Origin of the sequence: Limimaricola sp. G21655-S1 (assembly GCF_027213785.1) — a bacterium.
Lineage (GTDB): Bacteria > Pseudomonadota > Alphaproteobacteria > Rhodobacterales > Rhodobacteraceae > Limimaricola.
The window spans coordinates 305,559-327,810 of sequence record NZ_JAPWGO010000001.1 but is presented as its reverse complement, the minus strand read 5'-3'; the positions used below and the strand labels follow the sequence as shown (position 1 = coordinate 327,810).

Here is a 22,252-nt window from a genome sequence, read left to right as displayed (position 1 = left end):
GGGGCGGACCATATGAAAGCGGCGGATCGGATGCCAGAGGCCGAAGAGGGCAGCGTCGCGGATGCGCCGCGCGGCAATTGGGTGGATCGCCTCGCGCCGCGCCGCACCCGCCCCTATCTGCGGCTGAGCCGCGCCGACCGGCCGATCGGCACCTGGCTGCTGCTGCTGCCCTGCTGGTGGGGGCTGCTGCTGGCGGCGCTCGCGACGGACGGCTTCGGGCTCGTGGGCGCGTGGATCGCCATCGGCTGCGCGCTGGGCGCCTTCCTGATGCGCGGCGCGGGCTGCACCTGGAACGACGTGACCGACCGGCATATCGACGGCTCGGTCGCGCGCACCCGCTCTCGCCCGATCCCGTCGGGACAGGTGCGGGTGGTGCAGGCGCTGATCTGGATGGCGACGCAGACGCTGGTGTCGCTGGTGATCCTGCTCACCTTCGACTGGGCCGCGATCTGGCTCGGCGTCGCCTCGCTGGTGCCGGTGGCGATCTATCCCTTTGCCAAGCGCTTCACCTGGTGGCCGCAGGTGTTCCTGGGCCTCGCCTTCAACTGGGGCGCGCTGCTGGCCTGGGCGGCGCTCACCGGGTCGCTGTCATGGGCGCCGGTGGCGCTCTACCTATCGGGCATCGCCTGGACGCTGTTCTACGACACGATCTACGCGCATCAGGATGCCGAGGACGACGCTCTGATCGGCGTGAAATCGACCGCCCGCCTGTTCGGCGACCGCTCCCGGATCTGGCTGCGCGGCTTTCTGATGGCCACGGTGCTGCTGATGGGGCTCGCGGTGCTGCTGGCCGCGCGGGACCGGTCGGTGCTGTCGCTGGTGGTGGCGCTGGGCGGGCCTTGGGCGATGGGCTGGCACATGGTCTGGCAGCTGTCGCGCTTCGATCCTGCCGACAATGCCGGGCTGCTGCGGCTGTTCCGTTCGAACCGCGATGCCGGGCTCCTGCCCGTGCTGTTTTCCGCCGCCGCGCTGGCGCTGTGATTGATCTGGCATCCCCTGCGCTCTAGAAGGCGCGGGCCGCCACAGACCCGGACCCCAGATGCGCCTCCCTCCGATCGCCGCCGTCATTTCCGCCTTCGCCCTCGCCGGCGGAGTCTCGGTCATCGCCGCGCGCACCGCCGTCGCCGTGGTCGAGGATGTCTCGGCCAGCGAGGTCCGCGCCGCGCTCGCCGCGCAAGGTTACGACTGGGCCAGCGTGCAGGCCGACGGGCTGCAGGTGGTGATCGAAGGCGCCGCCCCGACCGAGGCGATCCGGTTCCGGGCGATGTCGGCGGCGGGCGGCGTGGTCGATGCGAGCCGGGTGATCGACAACATGCGGGTGGTCGAGGCCGAGACGCCGCCGCCGCCCGATTTCGCGGTCGAGATCCTGCGCAACGACAGCGGCGTGTCGCTGATCGGCCTGATCCCGGCCGGTACCGACCGCGCGGCGCTGATCGCCGAGATGGAGCGCGCCGCCGACGGGCTGCCGGTGACCGACCTGCTCGACGTCGCGGACCACCCGGTGCCCGAGCACTGGGCCTCGGCGCTGCGCTATGCGGGCCGGGCGCTGCAGACGCTGCCGCATTCCAAGCTCTCGGTGCGGCCCGGCCGGGTCCGGGTCGAGGCGATTTCGGAAAGCCCCGAGGCGCAGCGCAAGCTGGAGAGCGAGCTGGCGCGGCTCAAGCCCGACACCGTGCGCCTGGCGCTGCGGATCTCGGCGCCCCGCCCGGTGATCACCCCCTTCACCGCCCGTTTCGTGATCGACGAGGACGGCGCCCGCTTCGACGCCTGCTCGGCCGACACCGCCGAAGCACAGGCCGCCATCATCGCCGCCGCCGAGGCGGCCGGCGCCAAGGGCGAGATCGACTGCATCCTCGGGCTGGGCGTGCCCTCGGATGAATGGGGCGAGGCGGTCTCGCGCGCCATCGCCGCGCTGGCCGAGATCGGCGGCGGCAGCGTCACCTTCTCGGATGCCGACGTCTCGCTGGTCGCGGCGCAGGGCACCGATGCCGCCGCTTTCGACCGCGCGGCGGCGCAGCTCGAGACCGAGCTGCCCGATTTCTTCGCGCTCGAGGCGGTGCTGCCGGAGGCGCCCGAGGCGCGTCCCGAAGGCGCCCCCGAATTCAACGCCATCCTCGCCGAGGACGGGGCGCTGCGCCTGAGTGGCCGATTGCCCGACCAGCTGGCCAGCACCACGGTCGAGAACTTCGCCCGGGCCCGCTTTGGCGGCGACGGCCTCGCCGTGGCGACGCGGGTGACCGATGGGCTGCCGGGCGACTGGTCGGTGCGGGTACTGACCGGTCTCGACGCGCTGTCGCTTCTCTCCGAGGGCCGCCTCGCCGTCGGCCCGGACAATGTCGCGGTCAGCGGTCTGACCGGCCGCAAGAGCGCCGCCGCCGACATCGCCGGGCTGATGGCTGAGAAGCTCGGCCAGGGCGCCAAGTACGACATCGACGTGAGCTATCGCGAAGAGCTCGACCCGATCGCCGGCCTGCCCTCGCCCGAGGAATGCCTGCGCCAGATCGCCTTCGTGACCGCCGATACCAAGATCACCTTCGACGCGGGATCGGCCTCGATCACCGCCGAGGCGCGCCCGGTGATCGACGACATCGCCGAGATCGTGCGCCGCTGCCCGGAGCTCGAGATCGAGGTGGCGGGCTATACCGACAGCCAGGGCCGCGACGAGATGAACCTCGAGCTGAGCCAGGAGCGCGCCGACGCGGTGGTCGAGGCGCTGCGCCGCGCCCGGGTGCCGGTGGCGGGTTTCACCGCGGTGGGCTATGGCGAAGCGGACCCGATCGCCGACAACGACACCTCGGCGGGCCGCGAGGCCAACCGCCGTATCGAGTTCCGCCTTTCGGGCGCGCAGGCCGCGACCGAAGACGAGACTGAAAACAAGACCGAGACCGAAGCCGCGGCGGAGGCGGATGGCGAGGCCGATACCGAAGCCGAGGCCGAAACGGACGAGGATACGGCCGCAGCGCCGCAGCCGATGGAAAAGCCCGGAACCGGGCCGAGGGCACGACCCTCAGACGAGGAAGACGAGTAGGGACAGGGACGTGAACAGAACCGAGTTCATCATCGCCACGGCGGTCATCCTCTTCGCCGCCTTCGCGCTAGGCTGGTTCGCCAGCTGGCTGGTGAACCGCTTCACCCGCGTCACCCGCGCCGATATCGGCGAGCTGGACCGGATGGCGCAGGCGCTGCACGAGGCCGAGGAGACGCGCGACCAGGCGATCTCCTATGTGGAGGAACGCGAGGCCGAGCTGACCGGCCAGCTCAAGCAGTCCGAGGCCGAGCTGCGTGCCGCCATGGAAGCGCTGCGCGAGGCGCGCCACGAGGCCGAGGACCTGCGCGGCTGGATCGAACGTCACAACGTCGGCTGAGGCACCCGGAAGGCCGAACCGGCGCATCGGCATCGGGCCGGTCGCCATGCGTATTTGAAGAAAGATGAACAGGGGCGGCACACCGTTCATCGGGCCCATTCGCCCCCTGCCATCCCGGCGCGATCCGGCATAGCCTGCGCCCCATGGAATCGGCACTGGATTACTGGAGCGCACGGGCGCTTCTCGACTGGCAGATCGAGATGGGGGCGGACGAGGCGATGCTCGACGCGCCGCTCGACCGCTATACGCTCACCGATAGCCGCCCGGCCGTGACCCCTGCTTCCGGCGCGGTTGCCGCCCCCGGGCCGGTTCGCATCGAGGAGCCGGATCCGGTGGCACTGGCCCATGCCGCCGCCGAGGCCGCGCCCGATCTCGAGGCGCTCGCCGCCGCGATGGAGGGGTTCGAACCCTGCGACCTGCGGCGCGGCGCGCGCAGCTTCGTCTTCGCGGGCGGCCGGGCCGGTGCCCGCGTGATGTTGCTTCTCGATCCGCCGCATCGCGAGGAGGACCGTGCCGGCACGCCGGTGGCCGGCCCCGCCGCCGTGCTGCTGGAGCGGATGCTCTCCGCCATCGGCCTCTCCGCCGAGGCGCCCGACGCGGAGCGCGCGGTCTACATGGCGCCGGTGCTGCCTTGGCGGATCCCGGGTGACCGCGCCCCCGATCCCAAGGATCTCGCGATGATGCGGCCCTTCCTCGACCGGCATGTCGCGCTGGCCGATCCGGATGTCGTCGTGATCATGGGCTCGGTCGCCTGCGCCGCGCTGATCAAGGGTGGCGGGCTGCACCGCCTGCGCGGCCGCTGGACCGAACTTTCGGGCCGGCCGGCCCTGCCGATCTTCTCGCCCGCGCATCTGATCGCCAACCCGGTGGCCAAGCGCGAGGCCTGGGCCGACCTTCTGGCCTTGAAGGCACGTCTCGACGGAGGCACGGCATGATCGATCCCATCGTGCTGCTGGCATTTCTTCCGGCGGCGCTCGCGCTCAACCTGACGCCGGGGGCCGACATGATGTTCTGTTTGGGTCAGGGCCTGCGCGGCGGGCCGCGCGCGGCGCTGGCCGCTGATGCCGGCATCGGGCTGGCGGTGATGGGTCACGTGACGCTGGCGGGGCTCGGGCTCGGCGCCGCCGTGGCGGCGATGCCATGGCTTTTCGACGCGATCCGCTGGATCGGTGTCGGCTATCTTCTCTGGCTCGCCGCGACTGCCCTGCGGGGCGATGGCGCGGCGACAGAGATCCCGGCCGTGCGCCCGGCGCGCGCCTTTCGACAGGGTCTCGCGGTCAATCTCACCAACCCCAAGGTGATCCTCTTCGTGCTGGCCTTCCTGCCGCAATTCACCGACCCCGCCCGCCCGGTGCTGCCGCAATTCCTTGCGCTCGGCGCGGTGCTGTCGCTGGGCGGGCTGGTGGTCAACGGCGCGGTCGGCGTCCTCGCCGGCGGCATCGGCCGCCGCCTCGCCGGGTCGGCGGGGTTCAATCGCTGGCTGGGCCGCGTCTCGGCCTCGATCTTCGCGGCGCTTGCGCTGCGCCTCGCCCTCCTGCCAAAGGCCTGATCATGGATCGAGATTTCCTGCCTGTCCGCATCGCCATCCTGACGGTGAGCGACACGCGAGATGCCTCCGACGACCGCTCCGGTGACACGCTGGTCGAACGACTCGGCGCGGCGGGGCACGTGCTGGCGGCGCGCGAGATACTGCGCGACGACCGTGCCGCCATCGCCGAGACACTGCGAAAATGGTGTGCCGATCCGGAAATCGACGTGGTGATCTCCACCGGTGGCACCGGGTTGACCGGGCGCGACGTGACGGTCGAGGCGCATCGCGACGTCTACGAAAAGGAGATCGACGCCTTCGGCACGGTCTTCACCATCGTCTCGATGAACAAGATCGGCACCTCGGCCGTCCAGAGCCGGGCCACCGGCGGCGTCGCCATGGGCACCTATCTGTTCGCCCTGCCCGGTTCGCCCTCGGCCTGCCGGGACGCTTGGGACGAGATCCTCGAGCGTCAGCTCGACTACCGCCACCGCCCCTGCAATTTCGTGGAGATCCTGCCGCGGCTCGACGAACATCTGCGGCGCAAGTGATCCGGACCTAGGTCGGGGCGCAGCCCCTGAACTCCACCGCCTCGCCCTCGCCGATCATCGTCAGCACCAGCGCCGAGCGATCGAGCGCCACCGGGGCGCCGGAGACATGGGAGATTCGAGTGCTGGCGACGACGGCACCGCCGTCGCGGCGCATCTCGACCGGCGCCGCCCAGAGTGCGTCGTCGCCGGTCTCCACCACCACGGCCCGGGCTCCGGGCATCGCCGGAAGCGTCGCGGTGAGCGACAGCCCCTCGCCGGTCGGCGCGACGCTGCAGCGCGCCGGTCCGACCCCGGCCTCGGCCGGCGTGTGCGCCCGGTCGGCCAAGGCCAGCGCGAGGGTCGGATCGCGCTGCCCCGTCCGCGGCAGATCGGCCGCGAAATCGAGCGAAACCGGCACGCAGACCTCCTGGCAGACCCCGATCTCAAGGCGTCCTTCAATGCGCATCGGCGCGCCCGCCCGCGCGGGCGCGATTTCCACCGGCAGGACCACTTGGTCGGAATAGCCGTAGGTCTCGTAGCCGCCGATCTCGAACACCTCCGGCACCGGCCATCGGAACGCGGCGCCGGCGATGTTCTCCGAGCCGTTCCAGTCGATCCGGGGCGGGATGCCCGCCTCGCCCGGGGCGCGCCAATAGGTCTTCCATCCCGGCGCGAGGCTGATCCGAAAGCCGGCCAACTGCGTGCCCTCGCCCGTCCGCCAGCCCGGCAGAAGATCCAGCCGGACGATGTCGTCGACCGGCCCGGCGGATGCCGCCACGGGAATGGACAGGGCGATCAGGACGGCAAGCGGGGACAGGGGCATTCGGCTGTTCATGACAGCAGTGATGCCGCGCCCGCGGATCGAAGGAAAGTCACGTCGACGCGAGAGCGACGTGTGCCCCCTCTTGATCGCGTGGCCCATGCACCACATTCTGAAGGCATGAAAGCCCTGAACCCCGATCTGAGCGGCAAGCTCCTCATCGCGATGCCCGGCATGGGCGACCCGCGCTTCGATCACGCGGTGATCTTCATCTGCGCCCATTCGGACGAAGGGGCGATGGGCCTGATCGTCAACAAGCCTGCCACCGAGGTGCGGTTCAGCGATCTGCTTGAGCAGCTGGAGATCACGCCCGATCCCGGCCTGCGCGACATCCGCGTGCATCTGGGCGGCCCGGTCGAGGAAAGCCGCGGCTTCGTGCTGCACACGACGGATTACGCCTCCGACCAGGGCACGCTGCAGGTCGACGAGGGCACGGCGATGACCGCGACGCTCGACGTGCTCGAGGAGATCGCCCATGGGCGCGGCCCGAAATCATCGCTTTTGGCGCTGGGCTATGCCGGCTGGGGACCCGGCCAGCTCGAGAGCGAGCTGGCGCAGAATGGTTGGCTGATCGGCGAAGCGCAGCACGCCGTGGTGTTCGGTCGCGCCAACGAGCATAAATGGGCCGCCGCGCTCAAGGGGCTCGGTATCGATCCGTTGAGTCTGTCACCGACCTCCGGCACCGCCTGACCCGAGAACGACGCGCCGGGCCCCCGCCCGGCCGCCATGCGTATTTTCGGAACAAAGTGGCCATGTGGCGCAGTCCTTGGCTACTTTGTTCTTCAAATACGCAAATCCCGACGGTTCAGCCCTCCTGCCCTTCGGCAATCAGCGCCTCGACGATGGCGCGCGCGCTGTCCGAGGACCAGTCCGCCTCGCCCTGAAGGCGCCCGATCTCGCGGCCTTCGGCATCAAGGATCAGCGTCACCGGCAGGCCGAGCACGCCGAAATCGCGCGCCAGAGCCTGTCTGGGATCCTTGTGGCGCGGCAGGGTCTCGGCGCCGATCTCAGTGAGAAACCGCTCCATGCTGGCCGGATCGTTCCGGCCAGTGGCGATGGTGACGACCTCGAAATCCTCGCCGCCATACTCGTCCTGCAGCGCCGCGAGTTGCGGCATCTCGACCCGGCAGGGCGCGCACCAGGTGGCCCAGAAATTCACCAGCACCGGCTTGCCCTCGTATTCGGCCAGGGTGATCTCGCCGCCATCCTCGCTTTCGAAGGCGACGTCGGAGCCGCGCTGTGGCTCGGCATGCACCGCGAGCTTGCGCATATCGCCTTCGCGCAGCGCCTCGATGTCGGCGGGGCCGGCGTTTGCAAGGCTCGTTGCCGCCATGTAAAGACCGATGAGAACGACGCTGCGCATGTGACTTCCTTCGAGGACCCAAAGATGACCGAGAGCTCCAACGCGATGTGGGGCGGCCGTTTCGCCGCCGGGCCGGACGCGATCATGGAGGCGATCAACGCCTCGATCGGCTACGACCGGCGTCTCGCGCCGCAGGATATCGAAGGCTCCCGGGCCCATGCCGCGATGCTGGCGGCGCAGGGCATCATCGATGCTAAGGATGCGGAAGAGATCAGGAAAGGCCTTCTCACGGTCTTGTCAGAGATCGAAGGCGGCAGCTTCGAATTCTCGACCGCGCTCGAGGACATCCACATGAACGTCGAGGCGCGGCTCAAGCAGCTGATCGGCGAGCCCGCCGGCCGGCTGCACACCGCCCGCTCGCGCAATGACCAGGTCGCGACCGACCTGCGTCTGTGGGTCCGCGACCAGTGCGATGCCGCGCAGGACGCGCTCACCGCGCTGATCGAGGCGCTGCTTGGGCAGGCCGAGGCCGGGGCCGACTGGGTGATGCCGGGCTTCACCCACCTGCAGACCGCGCAGCCGGTGACATGGGGTCATCACATGATGGCCTATGTGGAGATGTTCGGCCGCGACCGCACCCGTTTCGCCAATGCCCGCGCGCTGATGAACGAAAGCCCGCTCGGCGCCGCGGCGCTGGCCGGCACCTCCTTCCCGATCGACCGCGAGGCGACGGCGCAGGCGCTCGGCTTCGACCGGCCCATGGCCAACAGCCTCGACGCGGTGTCGGACCGCGATTTCGCGCTGGAGTTCCTGTCGGCGGCGACGATCTGCGCGATGCATCTGTCGCGGCTCTCCGAAGAGCTTGTGATCTGGTCCTCGGCGCAGTTCCGCTTCGTTGCCATGTCGGACCGCTGGTCGACCGGCTCCTCGATCATGCCGCAAAAGCGCAACCCCGACGCCGCCGAGCTGATCCGCGCCAAGATCGGCCGGATCATGGGCGCCAACGTCGCGCTGATGACGGTGATGAAGGGGCTGCCGCTGGCCTATGGCAAGGACATGCAGGAGGACAAGGAGCAGGTCTTCGACGCCGCCGACAACCTGTTGCTGTCGCTGGCGGCGATGACCGGCATGGTGGCCGACATGACCGCCCAGCCCGACAATCTGCGCGCCGCCGCGGCTTCTGGCTTTTCCACCGCGACCGATCTCGCCGACTGGCTGGTGCGCGAGCTGGGCCTGCCCTTCCGCGACGCGCATTACGTCACCGGGTCGCTGGTGGCGCGGGCCGAGGAGAAGGGCTGCGACCTGCCGGAGCTGACGATCGAGGACATGAAGGCCGTGCACGAGGGCATCACCGAAGATGTGTTCGGCGTGCTGACGGTCGAGAACTCGGTGGCGTCGCGCACCGCCTATGGCGGCACCGCGCCCGCCAATGTTCGCGCCCAGATCGCGCGCTGGCGGGACGCGCTCAGGTGAAGCTCACGCTGCTGGCGCTTATGTTGCTGGCCGGTTGCGGCGCGGGCGGCGTGCCCGAGGCGCCCGGCGCGGTGCTGAGCTATGGCGAGACCGGGATAGACCGCCGCCTCGGGGGCGCGCCGTGAGATGGGTCTGGCTGGCGCTCGCGGTCTGGGGCGCGCTGCATCCGACGCGCTGGTTCATCGCATGGTTCGCGCAGAACGGCTATTCCTGGTCCGGGCTGTTCGCGGCCTGGCGCGCCAACCCGGCGACGACCGGGCTGATGTGGGACGCCACCATCGCCGCCGTGGCGCTAACGCTCTGGATTCTCTCCGAGGTGCGGGTGCGCCGCAACTGGGAGGCGCTGGCGGCGATCCCCGCCACCTTCCTGATCGGCATCGGCTGCGGATTGCCGCTGTTCTTGTTCCTGCGGACCCGACCGCTCGGCTGAGGATGCGGCATCGCGGGGCTTGGGATCGCGCCGCGATCTGCTAAGAGGCGGCGCGGAGCAGCAAGCGGAGCGAGACCTTGGACCATTTCCTCTATCGTGACGGCCGGCTGATGGCCGAGGACGTCGCCATCTCGGAGATCGTGGCTGAGGTCGGAACCCCGGTCTACGTCTACTCCTCCGCCACGCTGCTGCGGCATCTGCAGCTGTTCGAGGAGGCGTTGGACGGGCTGCCGCATCTGGTCTGCTTCGCGGTCAAGTCGCTGGGCAACGTCGCGGTGCTCAAGCTTCTGGGCGAGGCCGGGGCCGGCATGGATATCGTCTCCGGCGGCGAATACGCTCGTGCCCGCGCCGCCGGCGTGCCGGGCGAGCGCATCGTCTTCTCCGGCGTCGGCAAGACCCGGGAGGAAATGCGCATGGCGCTCGAGGGCGGCATCCGCCAGTTCAACGTCGAGAGCGAGCCCGAGCTTCAGGCGCTCTCCGAGGTGGCGTCATCGCTGGGCAAGACCGCGCCCATCACCATCCGCGTCAATCCCGACGTCGACGCCAAGACCCACGCCAAGATCGCCACCGGCAAGTCCGAGAACAAGTTCGGCATCCCGATCGCCCGCGCCCGCGAAGTCTATGCCATGGCCGCCCGGCTGCCGGGCATCGAGGTGATCGGCATCGACGTGCATATCGGCTCCCAGCTCACCGAGCTCGCCCCCTTCGAGGCGGCCTTCACCAAGGTCGCCGAGCTGACCGAGATGCTGCGCGCCGACGGCCATGACATCCGCCGCCTCGATCTCGGCGGCGGCTTGGGCATTCCCTACGAGCGGATCAACGAGGCGCCGCCCCTGCCCTTCGACTACGGCGCGCTGATCCGGCGCACGGTCGGTCATCTGGGCTGCGAGATCGAGATCGAACCGGGGCGGCTGGTCGCCGGCAATGCCGGGTTGCTGATCAGCCGTGTGATCTACGCCAAGTCCGGCGAGGGCCGCGATTTCCTGATCCTCGACGCGGCGATGAACGATCTGGTCCGCCCCTCGATGTATGACGCGCATCACGACATCGTCCCGGTGATCGAGCCCGAGGCCGGGGCCGAGACTCGGCCCTGGGACGTGGTGGGCCCCGTCTGCGAGACCGGCGACACCTTTGCGCGGGGCCGCGAGCTGCCCCCCGTGGGCGAGGGCGATCTCGTCGCGTTCCGCTCCGCCGGGGCTTACGGCGCGGCGATGGCGAGCGAGTACAACGCCCGGCCGCTGGTGCCGGAGGTGCTGGTCAGGGACGATCAATTCGCGGTTATCCGCCGTCGGCCGAGCTATGAGGAAATGATCGCGCGCGATAGCATCCCCGAATGGCTATGATGGAGACGACCCGACCGCGCCCCAGCCCGCTGCACGGAGCACCGGCACCCTGACCGAGACACGCGATCCCCTGTCGCATCTGAAACGCCCCGTCGCGCTGACCCGCGCCGGGATGGTCGCCGAACGCCTGCTACGCGCCTTCTGGCCGCTCTGGACGGTGCTGGCGCTGGCGCTGGCGCCGCTGATCGCCGGCTGGCAGGACCGGCTGCCGGTCGAGGCGTTCTGGGGCTGGAGCGTGCTGGCGATCCTCGGCGCGATCGCCGGGCTCGGCTGGGGGCTGTGGCGGTTTCGCTGGCCCTCCCGCGAGGCGGCGCTCGACCGGCTCGACCGCAGCCTGCCGGGCCGCCCGGTCTCGGCGCTCAGGGACGCGCAGGCGACCGGGCGCGGCGATGCGGGTTCCGAGGCGCTCTGGACCGCGCATCTGGCGCGGATGCGGGCGCGCAGCGAGAACGCGCCCCCGGCCCGGCCGAACCTCAACCTCGCGGCGCGCGATCCCTTCGGCCTGCGCTACATCGCGCTGCTGTTCCTGCTGACGGCGCTGATGTTCGGCTCGGTCTGGCGGCTCGGCAGCGTCGCCGGCCTGACCCCGGGGGGTGGCGAGGCGCTGGCGCAGGGCCCGGTCTGGGAAGGCTGGGTCGAACCGCCGGCCCATACCGGCCAGCCGGTGCTCTATCTGCCCGACCAGCCGCCCGGGCCGCTGAGCGTCCCGACCGGCAGCACCGTCACCTTGCGGCTATACGGCAAGATCGGCGCGCTGACCCTCTCCGAGACCGTATCCGGCCGCACCGGCGAGCTGCCCGCCGCCTCCGAGCCGAGCCAGTCCTTCGAGGTCACCCGCGACGGAACGATCGAGATCGACGGGCCGGGCGGCGTGGCGTGGCAGGTCGAGGCGATCCCCGACGCGCGGCCGCAGGTCTCGGTCGCGGGACCGGTCGAGACCGCCGGGCTGGGGCAGATGACCCTGCCCTTCCGGGCCAGCGACGACCACGGCGTGGTCTCGGGCAGCGCTACCATCGCGCTCGATGCCGAGGCGGTCGAGCGGCGCCACGGTCTGGATGTCGAACCCGATCCGCGACCGGCGCTGACCGTCGATCTGCCGATGCCCTTCACCGGTGACCGGGCCGAGATCGAGGAGATCCTCGCGGGCGACTTCTCCGAGCATCCCTTCGCCAACATGCCGGTGCGGATCACGCTGCAGGTGACCGATGCCGCCGGGCAGACCGGCGCCTCGGGACCCTACCCCACCACCCTGCCGGGCCGCCGCTTCTTCCAGCCGGTGGCGCGCGCCGTGGCCGAGCAGCGGCGCGATCTGCTTTGGTCGCGCGACAATGCCGGCCGCGTGGTCGATCTGCTGCGCGCCGTGTCGCACCGCCCCGGCGAAGTGTTTCCGAACCAGACCACATATCTGCGACTGCGCGTGGCGCTGCGCCGGCTCGATACGCTGCGCCGCGCGCCGGACGGGCTGTCCGAGGATGCGCAGGCCGAGATCGCTCAGGCGCTCTGGGACCTCGCCGTGCAGCTCGAGGACGGCACGCTTGCCGATGCCCGCGAACGGTTGCGCCGGGCGCAGGAGCGGCTGGCACAGGCGATGCGCGACGGCGCCAGCCCCGACGAGATCGCCGAGCTGATGGATGAGCTGCGGGCTGCCACCGACGAGTATCTGCGCATGCTCGCCGAGAACGCCCAGCCCGCCGAGGACGGCATCGACGAGCCGCAGACCGGACAGGGCGAGAGCATGCAGGTCACCCAGGACGAGCTGCAGGCGCTGATGGACCGGATTCAGGAGCTGATGGAAGAGGGCCGGATGGCCGAGGCCGCCGAGCTGATGGAGCAGCTCAACCGGATGATGGAGAACCTGCAGGTGGCGCAGGGCGAAGGCGGCAGCGGCCCGCGCACCCCGGGTCAGCAATCGATGCAGGACCTGCAAGAGTCGCTGCGCGACCAGCAGGATCTGTCGGACGAGGCGTTCCGCGACCTGCAGGACCGCTTCAACGGTCGCGAGCCGGGACAGGGGCAGCCCGGTCAGGGCCAACCGGGTCAGGGCCAGCCGGGTCAGCCGGGCCAGCCCGGCGATGGCCAGCAACCGGGAGCCGGACAGCAGCCGGGCGAAGGCAGCCTCGCCGATCGGCAGCGCGCCCTGCGTGACGAGCTGGCGCGGCAGCGCGGCGCCCTGCCGCGGCTGGAGGGCGAGGCGGCCCGGCGCGCGGGCGAGGCGCTCGACCGCGCCGGTCGCGCCATGGACGAGGCCGAGGATGCGCTGCGCCGCGACGATCTGGCGGGTGCCATCGACCGGCAAGCCGAGGCGACCGAGGCGCTGCGCGGCGCCGCGCGCGATCTCGGCGAGGCGCTGGCGCGCGGCGAGGAAGGCGAGCCCGGCACGCCCGGCGCCGGCGAAACCCGCGGCGCCGGGGCCGGCCAGCGTGATCCGCTGGGTCGCGATACCGCCGAGCGGGGTGGTGCGGGCAGCGACGATTCGATGCTCGACGGCACCGATCCGGCGCGGCGGGCCGAGGAGCTTCTGGGCGAGATCCGCCGCCGCGCCGCCGAGCGCGAACGCCCGCAGGCCGAGCGCGACTATCTCGAGCGGCTGCTCGACCTGTTCTGATCCCGGTGGGCCTCAGCCCAGCGCGTCGATCAGCCCGCGCAGCCAGTTGTCGAGCCCGATCCGCATCGCGTCGACCGCCCCGGCATAGGCGTCGAGCGCCGACGCCAGGGGCGGCAGCGCCATGCCGATGCGTTCGGCATGGGAATAGACCAGCGCCAGCGCCGCTGCGAGAAGCAGCGCCACCCCGAAGCCCAACCTGAAGCCCCGGCCGCGCTGCACGTCCTCGGCCTCGACCGGCCGGGCCGGACCGCCGCGCATGGAGGTGCTGCGCAGGCTGGAATTGATCTCCTCGATATCCGGCAGCAGGTCGCGCCGCGTCACCGCCCCGGTCGAAGCCGCCGCCAGCGTCGCCCGCTGCCGCGCCGCCGCATGCGGATCCTCCCACTCGTCCTGAGCGTCCGACTCCTCCGGCCGATGCCGGGCATCGTCGGGATCATCGCCGATCGACGCCTCGGTTTCCGCCGCGAACGGGTCGTCTTGCGAGGTCGAGGCCGCCTCCGCGAAGGGATCACCCTCCGACGCCTCGTCCCGCGCATCGAGCGGTCTGTCGGAGTTGTCTTCCGTGACCTCCGCCAGAACCCGCGCAAAGGGGTCGTCCTCCTCCGTCGCGTCGAAAGCCTCACGCTCGGTCACGGCCGGCCTCAGGGCATCCTGCCCTTCGGACCGCGTGCCATCGACCGTGTCATTGTCATATGGAGCACTCTCGAAAGGATCATCCTCCGGCTCCTCGTCTCGCGGCGCGACGGCACGTCCTTTGCCATTCCTTGCGGCCTCCGCCATGGCCCGGCCGAAAGGGTCGTCCTCTTCCGTTTCGTCCAAATCGTCGGACCCGGTCACGGCCGGTCTCGACGGGGCTGGCCAGTCCAGCTGCGTCGTCTCGACCGGTTCCTCGTCGACATGGGCGCTGTCGACGCGGTCGTCGTCCGGCTGTTCATCTGCCGCGAGAGCGGCGAGCCGCTGCGTGCCGCGGTCCTCGGCCGGATGGTCGAAGGGCGGGGCGTCGGCATCCAGATCATCGACCTCCTCCGCCGGAAGGCCGGGCTCGGTGAACTCCTCCGGCTCGTCATGGAGGAACGGATCCTGTTCGATCTCGGTGTCGTCATCGTCCGGGTCGTCCACAGCGGCGAAAGGCGCCGCCTCGTTCTCCGGCTCGTGATCGGTCGAGGCGGGGTGGCTTTCCAATTTGCCCTCGTCGAAGGCCGTATCGGACATGTCATCGTCCAACGCCGAGGCGAAGGGGTCCTCGTCTTCGGGATCAGGCTCCCGGGGCGCAGCGCCGCCCATTTCCATGTCCGGCCCGCCGAAGGCGTCCTCATCCTCACCCGGGCGAGCGTCTTCCGGCACATCGGTCGTGTCGGGTTGGGCCGCCTCCATCGGCGGTTCATCCGGCGCCGAGACCTCTCCGGGCTCGTCAAGCGCCGCCTCTTCGCCGGCGCCCGTCACTTGCGCTTCCGCCTCGCCGGACGGCCCGGCCGGTTCGGCGGCTTCGGCTTCAGGGGCGGGTGCGTTCGGCGTGGCCGACTGGGCCGCGGCAAAACCCGCCCAGTCGAAATCGCCGTCATCTTCCTCCTCGTCCCAGATCTCGCGGCTCTCGAGGCGGCGGCCGGCCCCCGCGCCCCTGTTCAGCCCGCCATCATCCGGGGTGAAGTCGATCTCGGTGTCGTCGTCGTCCTCTTCGAAGGGGCTGGCGCCGGGCTGCGAGGGCTGCGCGGTCGCGGGTGGCACTCCTGCCGTGCCGTCGCGCCGGCGCGCGGCGGCCTCGCGCTCGGCCTCGGCCCGCAGGATCTCGGCGATCTCCGGCGTGATCGTGCTACGCGGCGCGGACGGCGACACCGTCCCCTGCGGTTCGGTCGCGGGTTCCGGCATGGCAAGCCAGGTCACGCCGCAGTTCGAGCACTGCACGTCGCGCCCCTCGGGCGGGACCGCATCTCGGGCCACCTCGTATTGCGCCCCGCAATTCGGGCAGGTCAGTCGCATCCGTCTCATCCCCTCGCGCCCGGGCAGGGCCACTGCCGGTTCAACCTAGCGGCCCGGCGCCGCGCCGCCAAGAACACGCGATCCGGCCGCCGCCGCATGATGCAGCGCTGCAATTGCAACCCCGGCCCCGCTCGGGCAAAAGGGGCGCAAACGGGGGACGGCAGGTGATCGAGCTTCGGGACGTGGCCTATAGTTACGGCGGCGGAGAGCTGTTCTCCGGCCTGTCGCTGGCGCTTGCGCCGGGGTCTTTCCACTTTCTCACCGGCCCCTCCGGCGCCGGCAAGACGACGCTGCTGAAGCTGTGCTACGGCGATCTCGTGCCCACATCGGGCGAAGTCGCGCTCTGGGGCGAGCCCACGACCGGCATGGCCCGCGACGGGCTCGCGCTCAACCGCCGCCGCATCGGCGTGGTGCATCAGGACTGCCAGTTCCTCGACCACCTGCCGCTTGGCGACAACGTGGCGCTGCCGCTGACCGTCGCCGGGCGCCACCACGAGGCCGCGGCCTACCTGCCCGACCTCTTGGCCTGGGTCGGGCTGACGCGCCATGTGGACCGCCGCCCGCCCGAGCTGTCTGGCGGCGAGCGGCAGCGGGCGGCGCTGGCCCGCGCCGTCATCATGTCGCCCGAGGTGATCATCGCCGACGAGCCCACCGGCAACATCGACTGGGAGATGTCGCAACGGCTGCTGGCGCTGCTGGTGGAGCTGAACCGCATGGGCAAGGCGGTGCTGATCGCCACCCACGACCTGAACCTGATCCGCAGCGCCAAGGCGCAGGTCGCGGTGCGCACGCTCAGGCTCAAGGACCGGCAACTCCTCGCGGCGGGGGCCGATCTGTGAAGCGCGCGATCTGGACCGCGCTGTCGCTGCTCGCCGGAGACGCCCAGGCCGATCGCAGCGTGCCGCCCACCGGCTTCACCGCGCGGCTGACGCTGTTCACCGCCGCCGCGATGGCGCTTCTCGCCGTCTTCGCGCTGTCGCTGTCGCTGGCGGCGGGGCGGCTCGCCGCGCGCTGGTCCGACGAGCTGGCGCAGACCTCGACGCTGCGCATCTCGGCCCCGGCCGAGCAGATGGCGGCGCAGACCGCCGCCGCGCTGGAGGTGCTGCGCACCACGCCGGGCATCGCCTCGGCCCGCGCCCTGACCGAGGAAGAGGAACAGGCCTTGCTGACCCCGTGGTTCGGACCCGACCTGCCGCTCGACGCCCTGCCGATCCCCCGGCTGATCGAAATCGAGGCCGAGGGGCGCGGCTACGACGCCACCGGCCTGCGGGCGCGGCTGCAGGCCGAGGTGCCCGGCGCGGTGCTCGACGATCATACCCGCTGGCGCGAGCCGCTGGTCGCCGCCGCCGGCAAGCTGCGGGGCCTGGGCGCGCTGGCGATCGTGCTGATCGGTGCCTCGACCGCCGCGATGATCACGCTCGCGGCGCAATCGGCGCTCTCGGCCAACGCGCAGGTGATCCGGGTGCTGCGGCTGGTCGGTGCGCGCGATGCCTATATCGCCCGCGCCTTCGTGCGCCGCTTCACGCTGCGGGCGCTGTCGGGCGCGGCGGCGGGCACCGTCATCGGCGCGATTCTGGTGGCGCTGCTGCCAGGCGGGGCCGAGGACGGGAGCAGCGTGCTCACTGGCATCGGCTTTTCCGGTGCCGACTGGCTCTGGCTGCCGCTGATCCCGCCGCTGGCCGCCGCCGTGGCCTTTGCCGCGACGCGCGGCGCGGCGCGGCGCATGCTGGAGCGGCAGTCATGAACGGGCTGGCCTATGCCTGGCGCTGGCTCAGGAGCCTGCTGTTCAGCGTGCTGATCTACGCCGCGATGCTGCCGATCGGGCTGGCCTATCTGCCATGGGCCATCGCCAGCCGCGACGGTGCCGTCGCCGCCGCCCATCGCTGGTGCCGCTTCGTGACCTGGCTGGCGCGGGTGCTTCTTGGGCTGCGCACGCAAGTGCGCGGCACGCCCCCCACCAGCGAGGTGATGATCGCGGCTAAGCACCAGAGCTTTCTCGACATCATCCTGATCTACGGCGCGGTGCCGCGCGGCAAGTTCATCATGAAGAAGGAACTGGTCTACGCCCCGATCCTCGGCCAGATCGCGCTTCGGATCGGCTGCGTGCCGGTCGATCGCGGCCGGCGCGGCGCAGCCGTGAAGCAGATGACGGCGGATGTGCGCGCGGGCCGCGCCGATCCGGGCCAGCTGATCATCTATCCGCAGGGCACCCGCGTCGCCCCGGGCGTCGCCGCCCCCTACAAGATGGGCACCGCCGCGCTCTACCGCGAACTGGACCAGCCCTGCGTACCGGTGGCCTGCAATGTCGGCGTGTTCTGGCCCAAGCGCGGCGTGATGCGCCGCCCCGGCACCGCCATCGTCGAGTTCCTGCCCGAGATCCCGGCGGGCCTGCCCTCGGCCGAGTTCATGTCGCGGCTCGAGGCCGAGATCGAAACCCGGTCCGATGCGTTGATGGCCGAGGCCGGGTTTCCCATCGTCGTGAAGGAGCGCTGATGCGCATCGTCGAATCCATCGAGGCGCTCGAAGCCCTGTATGACCGCCGGCCTTCGGGCGCGGCGCTCGACAAGGTGACCGACCGGCTGATGCCCGCGCAAGCGCGCTGGATCGCCGCGTCGCGGTTCTGCGTGCTCAGCACCGTGGGTCCCGAGGGCACCGATGCCAGCCCGCGCGGCGATGACGGCCCGGTGGTGCAGATCGCCGATGAACGGACGCTGCTGCTGCCCGACTGGCGCGGCAACAACCGCATGGATTCGTTGCGCAACATCGTCCACGACGGGCGGGTGAGCCTGATGTTCCTCGTCCCCGGCGCCACCGGCGTGATGCGCGTCAACGGCCGCGCCGTGGTCAGCGACGACCCCGATATGACCGGGCGCTTCGCCCATGAGGGCAAGCATCCGCGCTCGGTGATCGTGGTGACGGTGGCCGAGATCTATCCGCAATGCGCCCGCGCGGTGATGCGCTCGGGGCTGTGGACACCCGGCGACGAGAGCACGGAGCTGCCCAGCGTCGGCGAGATGGTGGCCGAGGCCATGGCGGGCTTCGACGGCGACGCCTATGACCGGGAATGGCCGGAGCGGGCGAAGACCAGCATGTGGTGACGCCCGGCGATCTCGCCGGGCCTCCCCTATATTCAGGTAAGTTTGGCCGGGGGCGGCGCGCTCAGGCGGCCAGCCCCTTGGAGCCGAGGTCGAGATATTTCTTGCGGCGGTCGGCGCGGATCGCCTTGCCGTCCATGCCCTTGAGTTCGTCGAGCATCTTGCCGATCTCGCGGCCCACCGCGTCGATCGCCGCGCTCGCGTCACGATGCGCGCCGCCCAGCGGCTCGGCGACGATGCGGTCGCAGACGCCCAGCTCCTTGAGCTCCTGCGCGGTGAGGCGCAGCGCCTCGGCGGCCTCGCGCATCTTCTCGGCATCTTTCCACAGGATCGAGGCACAGCCTTCGGGAGAGATCACCGAGTAGATCGAATGCTCCAGCATCGCCACGCGGTTCGCCGTGGCGAACGCCACCGCGCCGCCCGAGCCACCCTCGCCGATGATGACGGAAACCAGCGGCACCTCGATCTGCAGGCATTTCTCGGTCGAGCGCGCGATCGCCTCGGACTGGCCGCGCTCCTCCGCGCCCTTGCCGGGATAGGCGCCGGGCGTGTCGACCAGCGTCACCACCGGCAGGCCGAAGCGATGCGCGAGATCCATCAGCCGGATCGCCTTGCGATAGCCCTCGGGCCGGGCCATGCCGAAATTGCGCTCGATGCGCGACTTGGTATCGTTGCCCTTCTCGTGGCCGATCACCACCACGGCACGGCCGTTGAGCCGCGCCAGCCCGCCCATCACCGAATGGTCGTCGGCGAAGTTGCGGTCGCCGGCGAGCGGCGTGTACTCGGTGAAGAGCCGATCGATGTAGTCCTTGCAATGCGGCCGCTCGGGATGGCGCGCCACCTGGCATTTGCGCCAGGGCGTCAGGTTGCCATAGAGCTGGGCCAACATGTCGTGGCTCTTGCGGTCGAGCGCCGCGGCCTCCTTCTCGACATCCATCTCGGGGCTGCGCCGGGCCAGCGCACGCAGCTCCTCGGCCTGGCCCTCGATCTCGGCAAGCGGCTTCTCGAATTCGAGGTAGATGGTCATGCAAAGGCCCCTGCGGTTGCTCGTGAGGCCGTATATGACGCGTCGGGCGGGGCCATGCAACTCGCCGCCGCTTGACGCCGCGCCCGGCCGTGCCACCCTTCGGGTGCCGCAGGAGGAAACGACCGCCATGAGCGACGACATCATCGCCACCGCAGCCGAGGCGCTCGAGGCCGAGGCGCTGCCCCGGCTGCGCGAGGTCCACACGGACGCGACCGAGGATTGCGGCGCCGCCACCGTGTTGCCGCCGGCGCTGCGCAAGCCGGCGGAGAGCAAGAGCCCGGCGCGCTGGGCCTATGAACGGCTGATCCACTACATCAAGCGCTTCGAGGACGGGCTGGAGCCCGGCGAAGAGGTCGCCATGGCGATGACGGGCGGTCATTCGGGGGTGCTTCGGATCGGTGGGCTGGGCTATTTCGATCCCGACATCGTGACCTTCTACGGCACCGATCCCTCGGGCGCCAAGACGCAGCTGATCCAGCACGTCACCCAATTGTCGGTGATCCTGCGCGCCCTGCCCCGGCCCCGCCCCGAGACGCCGCCCGAACGGATCGGCTTCCGGCTGGCGCGCGAACTCGAGGAGGACGAGGCCGACAAAGCCGACGCGGCCGACGAGGAAGGCGCGCCACAGGGACCCGATGCCGCGGCCGAGACATCGTGACAAGCGACGGGATTCGGGCTAACCCCCGCCCGGATACGCCAGATGCGAGGAGCCCGAGATGGCCGATGACCAGCAGCACCACCACGTCCAGGGCACCATGGACATCACCGATCAGGAACGCACCTTCGCGGGGTTCATGACGCTGGTGACCCGTGGCACCATCGCGATCATCGTCGCCCTGATCCTGCTCGCCCTGGTCAACGCCTGATCCATGCAGCGGCGCGTCTTTCTGATGGCCGCGCCGCTGGCGCTGGCCGGTTGCGGCAATGGTGAAGCGGTCTGGGCCCCCGACGCGGCGGTCGAGCGGGCGCGCTACCGCCATGCCGGGCCGCCGGCCCTGACCCTCTACACCGTCAACAATCTCGGCACCGGAAACGGTGCGCATTCGGCGCTGCTGATCAATGCGTCCGAGCGGGTGCTGTTCGACCCGGCCGGAAGCTTCGGCCATGCGTCGATCCCCGAGCGCAACGACGTGCTGTTCGGGATGACACCTTCGGTCGTGGCCAGCTATGTCTCCTACCACTCGCGCGAATCCTACGTGACGGTGGAGCAGTATATCGAGGTGCCGCCCGAAACCGCCGAGCGCGCCTACCGGCTGGCCCTCGTCGCGGGTCCGGTGCCGCAGGCCTATTGCACCCGCGCCATCTCGAAGATCCTTGGCGAGCTGCCCGGCTTCGAGGGTCTCGGCACCACGTGGTTTCCCGACAAGCTCTCGGCGCGTTTTGGCACCCTGCCCGGCGTGGTCACCACCGAACACAACGAGAATGACAGCGACAGCCTGCGCGACGCGCGGCGCGCCATCGCCAGGCAACTGGAAAGCTGAACGCCCCCACGCGGCGCTGGCTCGAAGGCGCGGCGCCCGTTATCTATCGAGATCACGATGATACAGCGCGGGAGCGGGGCGATGCAGCAGCCGATCGAGGCGCCGCCGGGGGTGATCCTCGCCGGTGGTTTGTCGCGGCGAATGGGCGGCGGCGACAAGGGGCTGGTGCCGTTTGCCGGTCGGCCCCTGCTCGGGCATGTCATCGACCGTCTGGCACCGCAGGTTCCCGCCCTCGCGCTCAACGCCAATGGCGATCCCGCGCGCTTCGCCGAGTTCGGCCTCGACGTGATCCCCGACACCCTGCCCGACCATCCCGGCCCGCTGGCCGGCGTTCTGGCGGCGATCGGCTGGGCCGGGGCGCGCGGCGCGCCTTGGGTGCTGACCGTGCCGGGCGACACGCCATGGCTGCCCGGCGATCTCGTGCCCCGTCTGATCATGGCCGCCGAGGACGCGGATGGCTTGGCGCTGGCCGAATCCGGCGGACGGCTGCACCCGGTCTGCGGCCTCTGGCCGGTGGCGCTGGCGGACCGGCTCGCCGCCGACATCGCGGCGGGGGCGCGGCGCGTCGGCGACTGGGCGCTGTCGCAGGGCGCGGCGCGCGCGCCGTTTCCCAGCGGCGAACCGGACCCTTTCGCCAACCTCAACACGCCGGAGGATTTCGCACGGGCGGAAACCCTTTCAGCGGGGGCTGCGTGAAGATCGCCCCGGGCTTCGACGAAGCCGAGCGCAAGCGCATCGCGGAGCTTTACTGGGACGCCTTCGGCGCCAAGCTCGGCCGGGTGCTCGGCCCGCGGCGGCTGGCGCTGCGCTTCGTCGAGCGCGCGCTTGATCCCGATCACGCGCTCTGCGCCCGGGACGGCGACGGCACGCTTCTGGGGGTGGCCGGCTTCAAGACCGCGCAGGGTGCGCTGGTTTCGGGCGGCCTGCGCGGCATGCGCAGCGCCTATGGCGAGGCCGGCGCGCTCTGGCGGGCCGGGTTGCTGACGCTTCTCGAGACCGACACCGACAATCGCAGGTTCCTGATCGACGGCATCTTCGTCGCCCCCGAGGCGCGTGGTCGCGGTGTCGGCTCGCGCCTGATCGAAGCGCTGGCGCAGGAGGCGCGACAGCGCGGCTATGTCGAGATCCGCCTAGAGGTGATCGACGAGAACCCGCGCGCCCGGGCGCTCTACGAGCGGCGCGGCTTCACCGCCGCCGGGCGGCGCCCGCTGGGAGTGCTGCGGCTGCTGTTCGGGTTCCGCGCCGCCACGACGATGATTCGCAGGCTCGGCTGAG

The 22,252-nt window shown here is 70.8% G+C and carries 25 protein-coding genes; 21 read left to right on the top strand and 4 right to left on the bottom strand.

Annotated features, from left to right (window positions below):
* The first annotated feature begins 12 nt into the window (after positions 1–12).
* The 6 genes from ubiA (at position 13) to moaB (ending at position 5,444) form a co-directional block, all read left to right on the top strand.
* Positions 13–981, top strand: a complete 969-nt coding sequence (ubiA, locus tag O4G76_RS01675; protein ID WP_269395681.1) for a 4-hydroxybenzoate octaprenyltransferase — start codon at positions 13–15, stop codon at positions 979–981.
* Positions 982–1,039: 58 nt separating this feature from the next.
* Complete coding sequence (locus O4G76_RS01670; protein WP_269395680.1) at positions 1,040–3,028, top strand: OmpA family protein; 1,989 nt, start codon at positions 1,040–1,042, stop codon at positions 3,026–3,028.
* Between the two features lie 10 nt (positions 3,029–3,038).
* The gene (locus O4G76_RS01665) at positions 3,039–3,365 is read left to right on the top strand and encodes a hypothetical protein (protein ID WP_085896206.1); all 327 of its coding nucleotides are present in this window, start codon (positions 3,039–3,041) and stop codon (positions 3,363–3,365) included.
* Positions 3,366–3,508: 143 nt separating this feature from the next.
* Positions 3,509–4,300: a uracil-DNA glycosylase gene (locus O4G76_RS01660; protein WP_269395679.1), complete on the top strand. Its 792-nt coding sequence runs from the start codon at positions 3,509–3,511 to the stop codon at positions 4,298–4,300.
* Positions 4,297–4,914, top strand: a complete 618-nt coding sequence (locus O4G76_RS01655; RefSeq protein ID WP_269395678.1) for a LysE family translocator — start codon at positions 4,297–4,299, stop codon at positions 4,912–4,914. The genes O4G76_RS01660 and O4G76_RS01655 overlap by 4 nt, the downstream gene beginning before the upstream one ends.
* Before the next feature lie 2 nt (positions 4,915–4,916).
* Complete coding sequence (gene moaB, locus O4G76_RS01650; protein WP_269395677.1) at positions 4,917–5,444, top strand: molybdenum cofactor biosynthesis protein B; 528 nt, start codon at positions 4,917–4,919, stop codon at positions 5,442–5,444.
* 7 nt (positions 5,445–5,451) lie between these two features.
* On the opposite strand, the gene O4G76_RS01645 is transcribed toward moaB, so the two are convergent.
* Positions 5,452–6,246 carry a protein-disulfide reductase DsbD domain-containing protein gene (locus O4G76_RS01645; protein ID WP_269395676.1) on the bottom strand — a complete coding sequence of 265 codons (795 nt, stop codon included), beginning with the start codon at positions 6,244–6,246 and terminating at the stop codon, positions 5,452–5,454.
* 117 nt (positions 6,247–6,363) lie between these two features.
* On the opposite strand from O4G76_RS01645, the gene O4G76_RS01640 reads away from it, so the two are divergent.
* Positions 6,364–6,933, top strand: a complete 570-nt coding sequence (locus O4G76_RS01640; RefSeq protein ID WP_269395675.1) for a YqgE/AlgH family protein — start codon at positions 6,364–6,366, stop codon at positions 6,931–6,933.
* A 115-nt stretch (positions 6,934–7,048) separates the two neighbouring features.
* Here O4G76_RS01640 and O4G76_RS01635 read toward each other — a convergent pair whose 3' ends face one another.
* Positions 7,049–7,606 (bottom strand): TlpA disulfide reductase family protein, encoded by a 558-nt coding sequence (locus tag O4G76_RS01635; protein ID WP_269395674.1) that lies wholly within the window; start codon positions 7,604–7,606, stop codon positions 7,049–7,051.
* Positions 7,607–7,630: 24 nt separating this feature from the next.
* On the opposite strand from O4G76_RS01635, the gene argH reads away from it, so the two are divergent.
* The 5 genes from argH (at position 7,631) to O4G76_RS01610 (ending at position 13,397) form a co-directional block, all read left to right on the top strand.
* The gene (gene argH, locus O4G76_RS01630) at positions 7,631–9,019 is read left to right on the top strand and encodes an argininosuccinate lyase (protein WP_269395673.1); all 1,389 of its coding nucleotides are present in this window, start codon (positions 7,631–7,633) and stop codon (positions 9,017–9,019) included.
* On the top strand, positions 9,016–9,144 hold the full coding sequence (locus tag O4G76_RS01625) for a hypothetical protein (protein WP_269395672.1): 129 nt from the start codon (positions 9,016–9,018) through the stop codon (positions 9,142–9,144). The genes argH and O4G76_RS01625 overlap by 4 nt, the downstream gene beginning before the upstream one ends.
* Positions 9,141–9,449 carry a DUF2834 domain-containing protein gene (locus tag O4G76_RS01620; RefSeq protein ID WP_085896213.1) on the top strand — a complete coding sequence of 103 codons (309 nt, stop codon included), beginning with the start codon at positions 9,141–9,143 and terminating at the stop codon, positions 9,447–9,449. The genes O4G76_RS01625 and O4G76_RS01620 overlap by 4 nt, the downstream gene beginning before the upstream one ends.
* 77 nt (positions 9,450–9,526) lie before the next feature.
* Entirely contained in the window at positions 9,527–10,792 is a 1,266-nt protein-coding gene (lysA, locus tag O4G76_RS01615) for a diaminopimelate decarboxylase (protein WP_269395671.1), read from the top strand.
* A 70-nt stretch (positions 10,793–10,862) separates the two neighbouring features.
* Positions 10,863–13,397, top strand: a complete 2,535-nt coding sequence (locus tag O4G76_RS01610) for a TIGR02302 family protein (RefSeq protein WP_269395823.1) — start codon at positions 10,863–10,865, stop codon at positions 13,395–13,397.
* A gap of 12 nt (positions 13,398–13,409) precedes the next feature.
* Here the strand turns inward: O4G76_RS01610 and O4G76_RS01605 are convergent, their stop codons facing one another.
* Positions 13,410–15,374, bottom strand: a complete 1,965-nt coding sequence (locus O4G76_RS01605; protein ID WP_269395670.1) for a zinc-ribbon domain-containing protein — start codon at positions 15,372–15,374, stop codon at positions 13,410–13,412.
* Positions 15,375–15,538: 164 nt separating this feature from the next.
* Here O4G76_RS01605 and O4G76_RS01600 point away from each other — a divergent pair, with 164 nt between their 5' ends.
* The 4 genes from O4G76_RS01600 to O4G76_RS01585 are packed head-to-tail and all read left to right on the top strand — an operon-like array spanning position 15,539 to position 18,472.
* Positions 15,539–16,213 carry a cell division ATP-binding protein FtsE gene (locus O4G76_RS01600; protein ID WP_085896216.1) on the top strand — a complete coding sequence of 225 codons (675 nt, stop codon included), beginning with the start codon at positions 15,539–15,541 and terminating at the stop codon, positions 16,211–16,213.
* Entirely contained in the window at positions 16,210–17,118 is a 909-nt protein-coding gene (locus O4G76_RS01595; protein WP_269395669.1) for an FtsX-like permease family protein, read from the top strand. Before O4G76_RS01600 ends, O4G76_RS01595 begins: the two co-directional genes overlap by 4 nt.
* Entirely contained in the window at positions 17,115–17,867 is a 753-nt protein-coding gene (locus tag O4G76_RS01590) for a lysophospholipid acyltransferase family protein (RefSeq protein WP_373568002.1), read from the top strand. The genes O4G76_RS01595 and O4G76_RS01590 overlap by 4 nt, the downstream gene beginning before the upstream one ends.
* Complete coding sequence (locus O4G76_RS01585; protein ID WP_269395668.1) at positions 17,867–18,472, top strand: pyridoxamine 5'-phosphate oxidase family protein; 606 nt, start codon at positions 17,867–17,869, stop codon at positions 18,470–18,472. Before O4G76_RS01590 ends, O4G76_RS01585 begins: the two co-directional genes overlap by 1 nt.
* Before the next feature lie 61 nt (positions 18,473–18,533).
* Here O4G76_RS01585 and O4G76_RS01580 read toward each other — a convergent pair whose 3' ends face one another.
* Positions 18,534–19,496 carry an acetyl-CoA carboxylase carboxyltransferase subunit alpha gene (locus O4G76_RS01580; protein ID WP_269395667.1) on the bottom strand — a complete coding sequence of 321 codons (963 nt, stop codon included), beginning with the start codon at positions 19,494–19,496 and terminating at the stop codon, positions 18,534–18,536.
* A 127-nt stretch (positions 19,497–19,623) separates the two neighbouring features.
* On the opposite strand from O4G76_RS01580, the gene O4G76_RS01575 reads away from it, so the two are divergent.
* From O4G76_RS01575 to O4G76_RS01555, 5 genes are all read left to right on the top strand, one after another.
* The gene (locus tag O4G76_RS01575) at positions 19,624–20,154 is read left to right on the top strand and encodes a hypothetical protein (protein WP_269395666.1); all 531 of its coding nucleotides are present in this window, start codon (positions 19,624–19,626) and stop codon (positions 20,152–20,154) included.
* 58 nt (positions 20,155–20,212) lie between these two features.
* Positions 20,213–20,362 (top strand): aa3-type cytochrome c oxidase subunit IV, encoded by a 150-nt coding sequence (locus O4G76_RS01570; protein ID WP_085896222.1) that lies wholly within the window; start codon positions 20,213–20,215, stop codon positions 20,360–20,362.
* 3 nt (positions 20,363–20,365) lie between these two features.
* Complete coding sequence (locus O4G76_RS01565; protein ID WP_269395665.1) at positions 20,366–20,977, top strand: hypothetical protein; 612 nt, start codon at positions 20,366–20,368, stop codon at positions 20,975–20,977.
* Between the two features lie 81 nt (positions 20,978–21,058).
* Positions 21,059–21,673, top strand: coding sequence for a molybdenum cofactor guanylyltransferase MobA (mobA, locus tag O4G76_RS01560; RefSeq protein WP_269395664.1), 615 nt, complete (start codon positions 21,059–21,061; stop codon positions 21,671–21,673).
* Positions 21,670–22,251 carry a GNAT family N-acetyltransferase gene (locus tag O4G76_RS01555; protein ID WP_269395663.1) on the top strand — a complete coding sequence of 194 codons (582 nt, stop codon included), beginning with the start codon at positions 21,670–21,672 and terminating at the stop codon, positions 22,249–22,251. Before mobA ends, O4G76_RS01555 begins: the two co-directional genes overlap by 4 nt.
* The last annotated feature ends 1 nt before the right edge of the window (position 22,252 follow it).